Here is a 14,704-nt window from a genome sequence, read left to right on the forward strand (position 1 = left end):
TAAATTAACATAATGAATTAAGGACGACTCATGAAATATACCCGAAAACATGTGTTAGCCGGTATAGTCAGTGCTTTGCTGTTATGCAGTACGGCTACCGCCAGTCAGATGACTATCGATAAAATAAGTCAGTTTGGTGTGAAGTTTTCAGTACAGGATAATCTGGCCGCGACCAATGGTATTGACTGTGCCGCCCTGGGCGGCGACTGGGGATCCTGTTACCGTGCCTCTATCACACTGACTAATCCCGGAGAAGCGCTGAATGACAAAGACTGGGCCATTTATTTCTCCAGTATTCGACAGATTCTGTCCGTCGGGAATGATCAGTTTAAAATCACGCATCTGGTGGGGGATTTACACAAGATAGAACCCACGGATAAATTTCGTGGCTTTCCGGCCAGGCAGTCAGTGGTTTTGCCATTGATCAATGAATACTGGCAGGTTTCTGTCAGTGATGTATTGCCGCGCTGGTATGTCACTTCTGGCGGAGCAACCCCGAAGGTGATCCGTGTCACGGATACTGAAGATCTGCAGCAGATCACCGACATCCCGTCGGGCCAGTGGCGTCGCAGCCCGACCGATGCCAATATCCTGATGACTGCAGAAAATCGTTACCTGAAAAATAAGTCTGTCCGGTTAATCAGCCGCCAGCAACTGCGTGGTCAGATTATCCCCACCCCGCAACAAGTGGATATACGGCAGGGAAATGTCAGCCTGAAACAAGGGGTTGTACTTAGTCTCGGGGCATTACCGACAGACAGTGCGCAGGTGATTCACCGGGCATTTGAAGCGGCGGGGGTCCGGACCGGTGAAGGGTATCCGGTGAGCACCCGCATTGTCCCCGCTGATTTTACCGGTGAGGCAATAAAACAAGGGGCATACCGGCTGGATGTTTCGGCAGATAAAACCGTGATTACCGGTTACGATCCGCAAGGCGTATTTTATGGCCTTCAGTCATTATTGCAATTAATCCCGCCGCAGGGTGACCCGCTGATACCGGAAATTCGCATACAGGATGCGCCGCGCTTTGCTTATCGTGGAATATTTATTGATGTCGCCAGGAACTTTCATTCTAAAGCCGCGATCCTGCGGACTCTGGCTCAAATGTCTGCCTATAAACTCAATACTCTGCATCTGCATCTGAGTGACGATGAAGGCTGGCGACTGGAAATCCCCGGTTTACCTGAGCTGACGCAGGTCGGGGCCAGCCGTTGCCATGACCTCAGTGAAACCCGCTGTTTGCTACCGCAACTCGGCTCCGGCCCGGATACCGGTACCAATGGCAGCGGATTCTTCAGCCGTGAAGATTACCTGGAAATACTGAGATATGCGAAAGCCAGACAAATAACGGTGATCCCTGAAATCGATATGCCAGCCCATGCCCGGGCGGCAGTGATTTCGATGGAAGCCCGTTATAAAAAACTGATGGCGGAAGGTAAAACCAGAGAGGCGAATGAATATCGTCTTCAGGATGCCGGGGATAACTCGCAGGTGACCACAGTACAGTTTTATGATCGTACCAGTTTTGTTAATCCCTGCCTGCCTTCTTCGCGGCGTTTTACTGATAAAGTCATGTCGGAAATTATCAGTATGCATAAAGACGCCGGGCAACCGTTACAGCGCTGGCATTTCGGGGGGGATGAAGCCAAAAATATCTATCTCGGGGCCGGATATACGGATAAGACTAATCCTGAACCGGGTAAAGGTCAGCGGGATATGCGGTTGCAGGATCATCCGTGGCAGAAATCAGCAAGTTGCAATAAATTACTGCAATCCGGTGCCGTTGCGGATCTCACCCATTTACCTGGCTGGTTTGCATTGCAGGTCAGCCAGCTGGCCAAATCTCACGGGCTGAAGGGTATTCAGGCCTGGCAGGACGGACTGAAAGAAATCAGTGATAACCGTCAGTTTAGTACCAGAGATAATCTGGTGAATTTCTGGGATACCCTCTATTGGGGGGGCGTCAGTTCAGTCAATGACTGGGCGAATAAAGGTTATCGGGTGATTGTATCTAATCCTGATTATCTTTATCTGGATATGCCCTATGAAGTGAATCCTCAGGAACCCGGCTATTACTGGGCAACCCGTTTCACTGATGAGCGGAAGATCTTCAGTTTCGCGCCGGATAACCTGCCACAAAATGCAGAAACATCTACGGACCGTGATGGTAACAGCTTTGCGGCCAATTCTGCCGGTCACTGGCCGGGGGCTTATGGTATGTCAGCACAGGTCTGGAGTGAAATAGTGCGTACCGATCAGCAGATGGAGTACCGGTTATATCCACGGTTATTTTCCGTGGCAGAGCGGGCCTGGCATAAAGCTGACTGGGAATTACCGTATAAACAGGACCAGTATTTTGAAAAAGGGAAAACACAGCATGTCGATCAGCAACGGCTGGATAATGACTGGCAGCGCTTTGCTAATCTTTTGGGGCAGTCAGCCCTGATACGGCTGGATACGGCCGGTATAAATTACCGTATACCTGTGCCCGGCGCGGTGATCATCAACGGCACTCTGCAGGCTAACACTGCTTTACCCGGGGTCGCTATTGAATATTCCGTCGATGGTGGTCAGCAATGGCTACCGTATAACAGTCTGAAAGCTCCTGCGGTGGCCGGTAACGTACTGGTCAGATCCGTCAGCCCTGACGGTAAACGCTTTAGTCCTTCAGTAGCTCCGGTGGCCGGATAACAGAGGGAAGGGCAGATAAAAAAACCCGCAATTTGCGGGTTTTTTATCTGTAAGACTATGACGGTAAACATCCGTCATCAGATAACAGTTACAACCTGAACAGGGCCGGGTTATTTATCGTTATGTAATGAATCATCTTCGCGGCAGTCACCTTCTGTACAGTGACCATACAGATAAAGACTATGGTTAGTTAGCTTAATACCAAACCGGGTTGCGATTTCACGCTGGCGTTGTTCAATTGACTCATCACTGAACTCAATCACTCTGCCGCAATCCAGGCAGATCAGGTGGTCATGATGTTGCTGCTGAGTCAATTCAAAAACTGACTTACCGCCTTCGAAGTTGTGACGGGTAACGATGCCCGCATCATCAAACTGGTTAAGCACACGGTAAACGGTGGCCAGACCAATTTCTTCACCCATATCGATCAGGCGTTTATACAAGTCTTCCGCACTGACATGGTGGCATTCTGGTTCCTGAAGCACTTCCAGAATTTTCAGTCTTGGAAGGGTAACTTTCAGGCCAGCCTTCTTCAATGCGGAGTTGTTGTCAGTCATGCAGTTTATGTCCTGTTACTTTTGAAAAATGACTTTGGCAAGAAGCCCTGAAGTTTGTTAGATAATGACCTTATAATTGTTAGTCCATTATAGGACTGATACACCAAAATTGAAACTACAGACCTGAAAACAACGCACCAATAACACTTCAATAAAGTGTTTTACTGTGCTCAGGTCCGGTGCATCAACTCTGTCAGGGTCTGACCCTGACATCTCTTATAAGCCGGGCGCTGCCGAAAAGAAGAGTGCGGGTTCTTCTGGTCATGTTAGTCGTTCCCGCAAGTGTCTGAAGTAAACAGTATCACAACTGATACTAAAACCCCTATTAAGCTTCGAGGATTTCTTTCAGCTGCAGTTCGTCCGAAATCTGGTTTACCCACTGGCTGACACGCTCAGCAGTCAGCTCTGGCTGACGATCTTCGTCAATCGCCAGTCCGAGGAAGTGGTTGTCATCGGCAAGGCCTTTGGATGCTTCAAAATGGTAACCGGCAGTCGGCCAGTGGCCGACAATCACCGCGCCTTTTGGCTCGATAATGTCACGCAGGGTACCCAGTGCATCACAGAAATATTCGGCGTAGTCTTCCTGATCACCGCAACCAAACAGCGCAACCAGCTTACCGTTAAAATCAATTTCTTCGAGGGTCGGGAAGAAGTCATCCCAGTCGCATTGTGCTTCGCCATAGTACCAGGTCGGGATGCCCAGCAGCAGAATATCGAAAGCTTCCAAATCTTCTTTGGTACTCTTAGCGATATCGTGCACTTCAGCAACGTCTTTACCCAATTGTTTCTGGATCATTTTCGCGATGTTTTCTGTGTTGCCGGTATCGCTGCCAAAAAAGATGCCTACGATTGCCATGTGGGGATAACCTCTTGAATCTTCGAATCAGATAATTGTAATGTCACTACAGATGCGCAGATGATAACAGACCTGCGATGTGTGCGGAACTTGTAAACCGGTCAGATTTGTCCCTGAGTGCGTTTCCCTGAACTCAGTCCTGCTTTAGCTGTGCCAGAATAATTTGTTCAATAAGTTCACTGCGGCTCAGGTTACGTTCCGCAGCCAGCGCGTTCAGAGCATCGACGACTTCAGTGTTCATTTTGAGTTCAACCCGTTGTAAACCTCGGACTTTATCTCGTTTCAGTTGATTGCGCTTATTTATCCGCAATTGCTCATCCCGGGAAAGCAGACTGGTTTTGGGACGACCGGGCCGGCGTTCGTTGGCGAACAAATCGAGCGTGGTACGATCCGTATTTTCTTTTGCCATGATTTTTGAAACTGAACACCTGCTATGTATCAGATACACGCAGCTTATGATGAATGAATACCGTTATCATGTTAAAAGCACACGATAAAAATTTAGCGCGCAATCATACTCCAGTGCGATGAAGGACGCCAATGTTTAAACCATCTCAGCCCTGAGTTTTCTGCGGGCCGTATAAAAAACGCTGAACTGCGTTGAGCACTGCCACAGGTTTTTCCGCATGGACCCAGTGACCGGCACCGGCAATGATATGTGCTTTCGCACAGGGAAATTGTGCCAGTAACGGGGTACGGTACAGCGGGTCAAGGTAAGGTGATGCACCTCCGCCGATAAATAATGCCGGATGAGGCCAGCAAGGGCAGGTTTCCCAGCCAGCAATGGTGGTGTAGTTTTCCCATAAAGCCGGCACATTAAACAACCATTCTCCCTGATGAAAAGATTTAAGCAGAAAATTAATCACCATCTCATCCCTGAGTATGGGTCTCATCAGTTCCGCCGCCGCATCTCTTCGGGTGACCGCTGCCTGACTGACCGCCCGCAGTGCTGCGAAAATATCGTCATGGCGACGAATCTGATAATCGACCGGGGCAATATCAATCATCACCAGTCGTTTGATCCGTGCCGGTGCCAGTGCGGACATGGCCATGGCAATTTTTCCGCCCATCGAATGGCCGATAACATTCACCGTTCCGAGTTGCAGATGGTCGAGAGTATCGAGCATATCCCGGGCCATGGCGGCATAGGACATCTCTGCTGCCCGCGGAGAATGTCCGTGGTTTCGCACATCGACCTGAACCACCGGCGCGCGGGATTTCAGATGACGGGCCAATACCCCCAGGTTATCCAGGCTGCCAAACAACCCATGGATCAATAAGATCGGGGATAATTCTTCATCAAATTGTTCAGTTTGCAGACGGCTGTTTAAAATCATGGCAAAGTTCTTACGGTTGAAAGCCTGGCTTAGGGTATCATGGTTTAATCTTTCATGAACTCAGCAGAAAATGTTTAGGGTATTATCTGACTTTTAGCGGAATTGCTATTCAGCGCTTCCGGCTTCGCTGAGTTTAATTTTATAATCACCTGGTAAAATATCGGGCGCAGAATACCGGATATTTAGCGGCACAACTGCGCAGGAAGACATTTTACCCCAGTCATAACAGTACGGAATAAGATGAAAACGATTGAAATAGACGATGATCTTTATCGTTATATTGCCAGCCATACACACCATATTGGTGAAAGTGCCTCTGATATATTACGCAGAATGCTGAATGTATCCGGGCTGGCGGAATCCGCGGCTCAGGAAATACCGTCTGAGAAACGTGATACGCCGCTACTGGCAGAAACCCGAGCTGGCTCTCGCCCGCAGGATCGGGTCCGTACCGTACGTGAATTGCTGTTATCTGACGAATATGCGGAACAAAAACGTGCTGTTAACCGGTTTATGATGGTGTTATCCACCCTCTACCGGCTGGACCCGCGGGAATTTCAGGTAGCTACCACCACCATGCAGGGCCGCACCCGGGTGTATTTTGCCGGTGATGAACAAACATTGTTACAGAATGGTACGCATACCAAACCAAAACATATTCCCGGAACCCCGTATTGGGTGATTACTAATACGAATACCGGCCGCAAATGCAGCATGATTGAACATATTATGCAGTCGATGAAGTTCCCTCAGGAGCTTGCTGACAAAGTTTGCGGTACTATTTAATCCGAACTTAAGCGTTAGGGAGAAATGTCGATGGCCAATCACCCACGGGCAGGGCAACCTGCTCAGCAGAGTGATCTGATTAATGTTGCACAACTGACATCACAATATTATGTACTGAAACCGGATGTTTCTGACAGTGAACATGCCGTTAAATTCGGCACCTCCGGCCACCGTGGTAGTGCAGCACGTAACAGCTTCAATGAAACACATATCCTTGCTATCGCCCAGGCTATTGCCGAGGAACGCAAAAAAAATGGAATTACCGGGCCATGTTATGTAGGTAAAGATACTCATGCACTTTCAGAGCCAGCAATTCTTTCAGTACTGGAAGTGCTGACGGCGAATGGCGTTGAAGTGATTGTCCAGCAGGATAATGGCTATACACCGACACCGGCTATCTCTAACGCAATCCTCGAACATAATAAACGTGGCGCTTCGCTGGCTGACGGTATTGTCATAACGCCTTCTCATAATCCGCCTGAAGACGGGGGGATCAAATATAATCCGCCCAATGGCGGACCTGCGGATACCAATGTCACGAAAGTGGTTGAAGCACGTGCTAACCAGCTGATAAAAGATGAATTACGGGATATAAAACGTTACACCCCGGCACAGGCTGCCGCCAGCGGTCTGATTCATGAGCAGGATCTGGTACAGCCGTATATTGAAGGGCTGGCAGAGATTATTGATTTTGATGCCATCAGAAACGCTAATCTGACCATCGGTGTTGATCCGCTGGGCGGTTCAGGCATTGCCTACTGGCCACGTATTGCAGAACATTATCAGCTGAATATTACGCTGGTAAATGATGCTATCGATCAGACCTTCCGTTTTATGCATCTCGATAAAGATGGCGCAATCCGTATGGATTGTTCATCCGAATGTGCAATGGCGGGCTTACTGGCGCTGCGTGATAAGTTTGATTTAGCTTTTGCCAACGATCCGGACTATGACCGGCATGGTATCGTGACGCCAGCCGGATTAATGAATCCTAACCACTATCTGGCGGTCGCAATTAATTATCTGTTCCGTCACCGTAAACAATGGTCACCGGAAGTTGCTGTGGGTAAAACCCTGGTGTCCAGTGCCATGATTGACCGGGTAGTGCAGGATCTCGGTCGTAAACTGGTCGAAGTCCCGGTGGGTTTCAAATGGTTCGTGGATGGTCTGTTTGATGGCAGCCTTGGGTTCGGTGGAGAAGAGAGCGCCGGTGCTTCATTCCTGCGTTTTGATGGCACGCCATGGTCCACGGATAAAGACGGTATTATTATGTGCCTGCTGGCGGCAGAAATTACCGCTGTGACAGGACTTAATCCGCAACAGCACTATGATAACCTGGCGGAGAAATTTGGGTCGCCGAGTTATAACCGTCTGCAGGCTGCGGCCAGTACATCACAGAAGGCGGCGTTATCTAAGCTGTCTCCTGAAATGGTCAGCGCAGAGACACTGGCGGGCGATCCGATCATTGCCCGTCTGACTGACGCTCCGGGTAATGGTGCCTCTATCGGTGGTCTGAAAGTGATGACCGCGAACGGCTGGTTTGCTGCACGTCCGTCAGGGACCGAAGATGCTTACAAAATCTATTGTGAGAGTTTCCTCGGCGCAGAACATCGCGAGAAAATTGAAAAAGAAGCCGTACAGATTGTCAGCGAAGTGCTGAAAAATGCCTGACGGCTATCCATAGTAACAAAGGCGCTGATATCAGCGCCTTTTTTTATCCTGGCGGCCCGGAGTTTTGAGCCAGGCAGAAGCAATAACAGTGCCATCCCCCGCGCATCCCCGCCAGGCAAGAGGACCTTTACGTGGCGCGGGACGATATTGTAAACTTGTACAAAATTCTAACAAGGTACAAGTTTATGCCTCCTTTAGTCGTCGCTGGCCTGCTGGCCGGTTCTGATTATGCCCCGGTGACTGAGCACCTGCTGATGGCATTGCCCGCCGAATGGCAACTGCTACAGCTGCCGCTGACTGAGTTGTCCGGCATGCTTCAGGACTGTGATGTGGCCCGGAGCAATACGCAGCCCAAGGCTTATTACCCTGAATTACCGGTCAGCGGCATCATTGTCAGCCGCAATGTTACTGAGTCCGGTGATGCGCTATTTTCTCCGCAACATTTGCAACGGCAGCTGGTCGATATGCCGGTCTGCAGTGAGGACGGACTTCAGGATCCTGAACAACGGCGGCTGTTTATTCAGGCAGTCAGCGCCCGTGCCGAGTTCGATGCATTGTGTGAGTCGCGGCTCAGTGCGCATCAGCTGATTCAGTTCCATAGCCGGTATAAATCGTTGTTACTGGCACACTCACAGCCGTTATATCGTCAGCTGGGGCCGCTGGTGGCAGGGATATCTGAATGGTCGTCCCTGAAAGATTTTGCCGCAGAGTATCGCAGCAGGATGATGGCAATCATGTTATTACCTGACAGCCGTGCCAACCATACCAATGTCCTGATGCATATTCAGGGATATTTCAGGCCTTACCTGAGTAGCGCCCGGCGCCAGCACCTGACGGAAACTATTGAACACTATCGTTGCGGGTTACTCCCTCTTTCCGTACCGGTCACGGAATTACGTCAGTTACTGGCGGAATACCCTCATCCCTGGCTTGAATCGCAACGCTATCTGTTTCCTTATCTGCCTTCGGCGCGGAAATGTACTGAATTACAGGAGGATAAGTGAAAACACATATTGTCTGGCTGCGTGCAGATTTACGACTGCATGATAATCCTGCACTTTATGCCGCCTGCCAGGATCCTCAGGCAAGGGTCATTGCTCTGTATATTGCCACCCCGGGGCAATGGCAGCAGCATGATGTTTCTGGTCGTCAGCTGGAATTTATCCGCGACGGGCTGAAACTGCTGAGTGAAGAATTATCGGCACTCCGTATCCCGTTATTATATGCCTCTGCTGACAGTTTTACCGACAGTGTCTCCTGTCTGACAACGCTCTGTATAAAGCATCAGGCAACTCAGCTGTTTTATAATTACCAGTATGAACTCAATGAACAACGACGGGACCGGCTGGCAGAACAGCAGCTCTCCGCCAGCGGTATTATCTGTGAAGGATTTCATGACGGGACCCTGTTGCCGCCGGGCAGTGTGCTGACCGGTAAAGGGACAATGTACAATGTTTATACCCCGTTCAGTAAAGCCTTGCTGAAGGTGCTTAATACAGAGCTTCCCGAATGCTATCCGTCACCGGCAGTCAGAGAATACCCGGCTGATCTGGCCGGAGATGAGATTCCGTGCCTCAGCCCGGACAGCCAGCAATATGACCGGAAATTATTCCCGCCGGGCCACCGGGCTGCATTACAACGTTTACGCAGTTTCAGTCAGGATAAAATCCGGGATTACCACCGGCTGCGTGATTTTCCTGAGCAACCGGCAACCAGCGGGTTGTCCCCTTATCTGACGACCGGACAAATTTCCGCCCGTCAGTGTCTGCGACGTATTGTCCATGATCATCCCCGGGCGCTGTCCGGCGGCGATGAAGGCAGCTGGCTGAATGAAATTTTCTGGCGTGAATTTTATCGCCATTTACTGGTCGCGTATCCGCAATTATGCCGGCATCAGCCGTTTACGGACTGGACGCGAAATATCCGCTGGCAGCAGAATGATGTGCAGTTTACTGCCTGGCAACAGGGCAGCACCGGGTTTCCGATAGTGGATGCCGCGATGCGGCAATTACAGGAAACGGGCTGGATGCATAATCGCCTGAGAATGATCGTTGCCAGTTTTCTGGTAAAAGATTTGCTTATCGACTGGCGGCAAGGTGAACGCTATTTTATGTCACAACTACTTGATGGCGATCTGGCGGCGAATAATGGTGGCTGGCAGTGGGCAGCGTCGACGGGTACCGATGCTGCGCCTTATTTCCGTATTTTTAATCCGCGTTTACAGGGAGAACGTTTTGACCCGCAGGGCGATTTTATCCGCCGCTGGCTGCCTGAACTGGCGGGAATACCGGGAAAAGCTATCCATGACCCCCATGAGTGGGCAAAAAAGAACCGTGTAACGCTGGCTTATCCGTTACCGATTGTCGATCATAAGCAGGCACGGCAGACTACGCTGCAGGCATTCGAAACTGCCCGTAAAGGCGGAAATTCAGTACAGGAATAAGGTTATCCATGAAAAACACCATGCTTGAAGAATTAATTAATCAGCAGCTTAACAGCCAGAGCTTCAGCGATTATGCGCCGAATGGGATGCAGGTTGAAGGCCGTCAGCAGGTCCGTAAGGTGGTGACCGGAGTAACTGCCTGCCAGGCGCTGCTCGATGAAGCTGTGCGTTTACAAGCGGACGCATTAATTGTGCACCATGGCTATTTCTGGAAAAACGAATCGCCGCTGATTAAAGGGATGAAGCGTCAGCGACTACGGACGTTATTACTGAATGACATTAATCTGTATGGCTGGCATCTGCCATTAGATGCCCACCCTGAACTGGGTAATAACGCACAACTGGCAAAACTGCTGGGCATTATCCCTGAAGGTGAAATTGCCCCTTTAGTCCCTTGCGGGCGTCTGGCTGTTCCGATGGAAGGGGAAGCATTTGCTGAACTGATCGGCCAAAAACTGGGCCGTGCGCCGCTGCATTGTGCTGATAATGCTCCTCAGACGATCCGTACTCTGGCCTGGTGTACAGGTGGCGGACAGGGCTTTATTGATGACGCGGCAGAGTATGGGGTTGATGCCTTTATCAGCGGTGAAGTTTCCGAAAAGACTATCCATGTGGCCCGTGAGTGCGGTCTGCATTTCTTTGCTGCCGGCCATCATGCCACCGAGCGTGGCGGGGTTAAAGCCCTGGGAGAGTGGCTGACTGAAACCCACGGGCTGGACGTCACATTTGTTGATATTGATAACCCTGCCTGAGGTATCACACCCGCCCGGCTATGCGGCGGAAACGGCTAAAGGTTTCCGCCATATCTCATCTTATCCCCGTTTTTCACTGCTTTTTTCTGCATAACCTCCGTAAAAAAGGTGTGTTTTGTCAGAGATAAACAACCTTAAAAGCATCCCGGATATTAAAATTATTGACATAAATCCTCCGGTTGCGGATAAGGTTATTAACGGAATGACTCCCCGTTTATCCGGCAGCCGGTAATATAACGCGGGAGTTGTTGACAGGGGATAAGTGGAGGCAGGTTGTGCAGCAACTAAGATGTTACATGCTGGGTGAACAGGCGTTAGTTCTGGAGTTGTCGGCACCATTATTGCTGGACTCACAGCAAAAAATCCGCGGGTTAACCCGGCGGTTATCTGCGCTGGAACAGGTTCAGGAAGTGGTGCCTGGCATGAATAACCTGACGGTTATGCTCCGTGAGATTCCTGCTGATCCGCTGGCCGCCCTGCGACAGCTGCGCAGTTGGTGGGATGAAAGTGATGCCGATGAGTCGGTTTCCCGCACCATCGAGATTCCGGTGGTGTATGGGGGAGATGCCGGACCGGATCTTGCAGCGGTTGCCAGGCAATGTCAGCTGACGGCGTCGCAGGTCGTGGAACGGCACAGCGCGGTGCTATACACCGTTTATTGTATTGGTTTTCAGCCGGGGTTTCCTTATCTTGGCGGGCTGGACCCGGCGATCCATTGTCCGCGCCGTGCTGAGCCGCGGGTCTCTGTACCTGCGGGCAGTGTCGGCATTGGTGGCAGCCAGACCGGTATTTATCCGTTAGCTGCCCCGGGTGGCTGGCAGCTTATTGGCCGTACCCTGACGCCGTTGTTTTTAGCACAACGAACCCCTCCGGCACTGCTGGCGCCGGGCGACAGAGTACGTTTTGTTCCGCAAAAGGAGGGGCAATGTTAACTATTCTTCGTGCCGGTATGGCGACCTCTCTTCAGGATGCCGGCCGGCCCGGTTATCGGCAGTCAGGGATCAGCCTTGCCGGGGTTATGGATCATCCGGCAATGGAAACTGCCAATCTGCTGGCGGGTAACAGCCCTGACTGTGCTGTTTTAGAAATAACACTCGGTCAGTGCCAGTTTCGTTTTGAACGTGACAGCTGGTTCGCTCTTACGGGGGCAGGATGTGACGCTGATCTGGACGGTAAAACGGTCTGGACTGGCTGGCGGATCCCGGCGAAACGGGGGCAAATACTGACGTTAAGCAGGGCAACCCGGGGTGTGCGCAGCTATCTGGCCGTGGATGGCGGGTTCGATATTCCGCAGGTGATGGCGTCGTGCAGTACCGATTTGAAAGCGGGTTTTGGCGGCTGGCAGGGCAGGTATCTGCGTGACGGCGATATGTTACCGCTGAATCTGCCGACACATCACTTTTCCCGAAGTGTCGGTGTCAGACAATTATTGTGGGGTAACCGTATCCGGGTGTTGCCGGGGCCGGAATATCATGAGTTCAGCCGCGAGGCTCAGCAGGCATTCTGGCGTACCGGCTGGGTATTATCTCCCCAAAGTAACCGCATGGGATACCGTCTGCAGGGCCGGACGTTATCGCGGGATACATCACGTGAGTTGTTGTCTCATGCGGTGGTCCCGGGGACGGTGCAGGTCACCAATGGCGGACAACCGGTGGTACTGATGGCTGATGCCCAGACGACCGGAGGATATCCGCGTATCGGGGTTGTTATATCTGCAGATTTGTACCATCTTGCGCAGCTGAAGCCCGGTGAACCTGTTCACTTTATTCACTGTACATTAGAGCAAGCCAGGCAGGCGAAGCAACAGCAGCAGCATGCACTGGATATGATTAAATGGGGGCTTCTGGCGTCATGAAAATTGATTTAAATGCAGACCTGGGGGAAGGCGGTGATTATGACCAGCAATTACTGCAACTGGTGAGTTCCGCCAATATTGCTTGCGGTTTTCATGCCGGAGATGCACCGATGATGTTGCAGTCGGTACGCTGGGCAAAACAGTATCAGGTAAAGATTGGTGCGCACCCGTCTTTTCCTGATCGCCAAAACTTTGGCCGGACAGCCATGTCTTTACCTCCGGCAGAGATTTATGCCCAGCAGTTGTATCAGATCGGTGCGCTGCAGGCGATAGCCGCCAGCGAAGGTGTCGGGTTATTTCATGTGAAACCTCATGGCATGTTGTATAACCAGGCTGCGAATGATCGGCAACTGGCGGATGCCATTGCCCGCGCCGTGGTGGCGGCCGATCCTGCGCTGGTACTGGTCGGACTGGCAAACAGTGAGCTGATTGCCGCCGGCCGGCATTACGGGCTGACAACCCGTGAAGAAGTGTTTGCTGATCGTGGTTATACCGCATCCGGACGACTGGTGCCCCGCGGGCAGCCGGGGGATTTGCTGGCCGATGCTTCTCAGGCTATCGGGCAGACCCTGATGATGATTCAGCAAGGGCGTGTACAGGCTGTCAGTGGCGAATATGTTAACGTCAGCGCTGAGACGGTCTGCCTGCATGGTGATGGTGAACACGCGTTGGTATTCGCCCGCGAACTCAAAGACGCTTTCCGGCAACAGGATATCACTGTTTCCGCAGAATAGTGCCTGTCGGCAGGGATGCCCGATGCGGACAAGGATGTCTGCGGCAGCGGCGGAGAGTTATGTAATATTATGATTCATAATATTAACCTGACCAGGTTGACCCGCAGAGAATTCTGTCTGACCCTTAAAAGACCTACCCTGTAAAGGAGCATATCATGGCAGAACAACAAAATTTCCTGAGTGATCTTACCGGCTCTTTCTCCTCTCCCTGTAGTGAAAACCCGACGGTGGCTATGATGGAAGCGGTTTATCGCCACCAGGGCATTAATGCGCGTTATATTAACTGTGATGTCGGACAGCAACAGCTGGCAATGGCAGTGGCGGGTGCTAAAGCGATGGGCTGGCGCGGATTTAATTGTTCAATACCCAACAAACAAACCATTATTGATTATATTGATGAGCTGGGAACCTCAGCCAGGGTTATTGGTGCAGTCAATTGTGTGATTATCCGTGACGGTAAACTGACCGGCGAGAATACGGATGGCAAGGGATTTGTCGAGGCATTGAAAGAACACATTGACCCGCGTGGAAAAAAGCTGACATTACTGGGAGCCGGTGGCGCAGCCCGGGCGATTGCGGTTGAATCAGCGCTGGCAGGCGCCAGTGAGATTACGATTATTAACCGTGACCAGCAGAAAGGACAGGCGCTGGCTGAACTGATTACGCAGCATACCCCGGCCAGGGCCAGATTTGTACACTGGACAGCGGGTATCGCCATTGATGCCGGACAGGATATTGTGGTGAATGCGACGTCAGTCGGTCTGGATGATGCTGAAGCATTACCGGATATTGATATTGAGAGCCTGAAACCCACCCAGTTTGTCGCTGATGTTATCCCTAACCCGCCGCAGACAGCTTTATTACGTAAGGCCGCAGATCAAGGCTGTCAGACACTTAACGGGCTGAATATGCTGGTAAATCAGGGAGCGCTTAATCTGGCTTACTGGTTTGATCGCCGGGCGGATAAAGCGCCGATGAAAAAAGTATTACAGCAACTCTTCACCGGCTAAGTCTGTGTTGTC

The 14,704-nt window shown here is 51.1% G+C and carries 14 protein-coding genes; 10 read left to right on the top strand and 4 right to left on the bottom strand.

The window, feature by feature from the left end; all coding sequences use genetic code 11:
• Nucleotides 1–30 precede the first annotated feature (30 nt).
• A complete protein-coding gene (locus tag JK216_RS05850; protein ID WP_212711099.1) occupies nt 31–2,691 on the top strand; it encodes a family 20 glycosylhydrolase in 2,661 nt (886 codons plus the stop codon).
• A 110-nt stretch (nt 2,692–2,801) separates the two neighbouring features.
• Here the strand turns inward: JK216_RS05850 and fur are convergent, their stop codons facing one another.
• The 4 genes from fur to ybfF form a co-directional block, all read right to left on the bottom strand.
• Complete coding sequence (gene fur, locus JK216_RS05855) at nt 2,802–3,248, bottom strand: ferric iron uptake transcriptional regulator (protein WP_212708398.1); 447 nt, start codon at nt 3,246–3,248, stop codon at nt 2,802–2,804.
• Between the two features lie 325 nt (nt 3,249–3,573).
• Nucleotides 3,574–4,104: a flavodoxin FldA gene (gene fldA, locus JK216_RS05860; RefSeq protein ID WP_212708397.1), complete on the bottom strand. Its 531-nt coding sequence runs from the start codon at nt 4,102–4,104 to the stop codon at nt 3,574–3,576.
• A gap of 133 nt (nt 4,105–4,237) precedes the next feature.
• The gene (ybfE, locus tag JK216_RS05865) at nt 4,238–4,513 is read right to left on the bottom strand and encodes a LexA regulated protein (protein WP_212708396.1); all 276 of its coding nucleotides are present in this window, start codon (nt 4,511–4,513) and stop codon (nt 4,238–4,240) included.
• 145 nt (nt 4,514–4,658) lie between these two features.
• Nucleotides 4,659–5,441, bottom strand: a complete 783-nt coding sequence (gene ybfF / locus JK216_RS05870) for an esterase (protein ID WP_212708395.1) — start codon at nt 5,439–5,441, stop codon at nt 4,659–4,661.
• A gap of 240 nt (nt 5,442–5,681) precedes the next feature.
• Between ybfF and seqA the strand changes: the two genes are divergently transcribed.
• The 9 genes from seqA to JK216_RS05915 all read left to right on the top strand — a co-directional run bounded on the left by seqA (nt 5,682) and on the right by JK216_RS05915 (nt 14,692).
• Nucleotides 5,682–6,227, top strand: a complete 546-nt coding sequence (gene seqA, locus JK216_RS05875) for a replication initiation negative regulator SeqA (RefSeq protein WP_212708394.1) — start codon at nt 5,682–5,684, stop codon at nt 6,225–6,227.
• A gap of 30 nt (nt 6,228–6,257) precedes the next feature.
• Nucleotides 6,258–7,898 (top strand): phosphoglucomutase (alpha-D-glucose-1,6-bisphosphate-dependent), encoded by a 1,641-nt coding sequence (gene pgm, locus JK216_RS05880; protein ID WP_212708393.1) that lies wholly within the window; start codon nt 6,258–6,260, stop codon nt 7,896–7,898.
• Between the two features lie 185 nt (nt 7,899–8,083).
• Nucleotides 8,084–8,902 carry a DUF1722 domain-containing protein gene (locus JK216_RS05885; RefSeq protein WP_212708392.1) on the top strand — a complete coding sequence of 273 codons (819 nt, stop codon included), beginning with the start codon at nt 8,084–8,086 and terminating at the stop codon, nt 8,900–8,902.
• A complete protein-coding gene (gene phrB, locus JK216_RS05890; RefSeq protein WP_212708391.1) occupies nt 8,899–10,341 on the top strand; it encodes a deoxyribodipyrimidine photo-lyase in 1,443 nt (480 codons plus the stop codon). The genes JK216_RS05885 and phrB overlap by 4 nt, the downstream gene beginning before the upstream one ends.
• A gap of 8 nt (nt 10,342–10,349) precedes the next feature.
• Nucleotides 10,350–11,093, top strand: coding sequence for a type 2 GTP cyclohydrolase I (locus JK216_RS05895; protein ID WP_212708390.1), 744 nt, complete (start codon nt 10,350–10,352; stop codon nt 11,091–11,093).
• Nucleotides 11,094–11,368: 275 nt separating this feature from the next.
• Nucleotides 11,369–12,025 (top strand): 5-oxoprolinase subunit PxpB, encoded by a 657-nt coding sequence (pxpB, locus tag JK216_RS05900; protein ID WP_212708389.1) that lies wholly within the window; start codon nt 11,369–11,371, stop codon nt 12,023–12,025.
• Nucleotides 12,019–12,948 carry a 5-oxoprolinase subunit PxpC gene (gene pxpC / locus JK216_RS05905; RefSeq protein WP_212711100.1) on the top strand — a complete coding sequence of 310 codons (930 nt, stop codon included), beginning with the start codon at nt 12,019–12,021 and terminating at the stop codon, nt 12,946–12,948. The genes pxpB and pxpC overlap by 7 nt, the downstream gene beginning before the upstream one ends.
• Complete coding sequence (pxpA, locus tag JK216_RS05910) at nt 12,945–13,682, top strand: 5-oxoprolinase subunit PxpA (protein ID WP_212708387.1); 738 nt, start codon at nt 12,945–12,947, stop codon at nt 13,680–13,682. Before pxpC ends, pxpA begins: the two co-directional genes overlap by 4 nt.
• A gap of 155 nt (nt 13,683–13,837) precedes the next feature.
• On the top strand, nt 13,838–14,692 hold the full coding sequence (locus JK216_RS05915; protein WP_212708386.1) for a shikimate dehydrogenase: 855 nt from the start codon (nt 13,838–13,840) through the stop codon (nt 14,690–14,692).
• The last annotated feature ends 12 nt before the right edge of the window (nt 14,693–14,704 follow it).

Origin of the sequence: Tatumella sp. JGM94 (assembly GCF_018257595.1) — a bacterium.
Lineage (GTDB): Bacteria > Pseudomonadota > Gammaproteobacteria > Enterobacterales > Enterobacteriaceae > Tatumella > Tatumella punctata.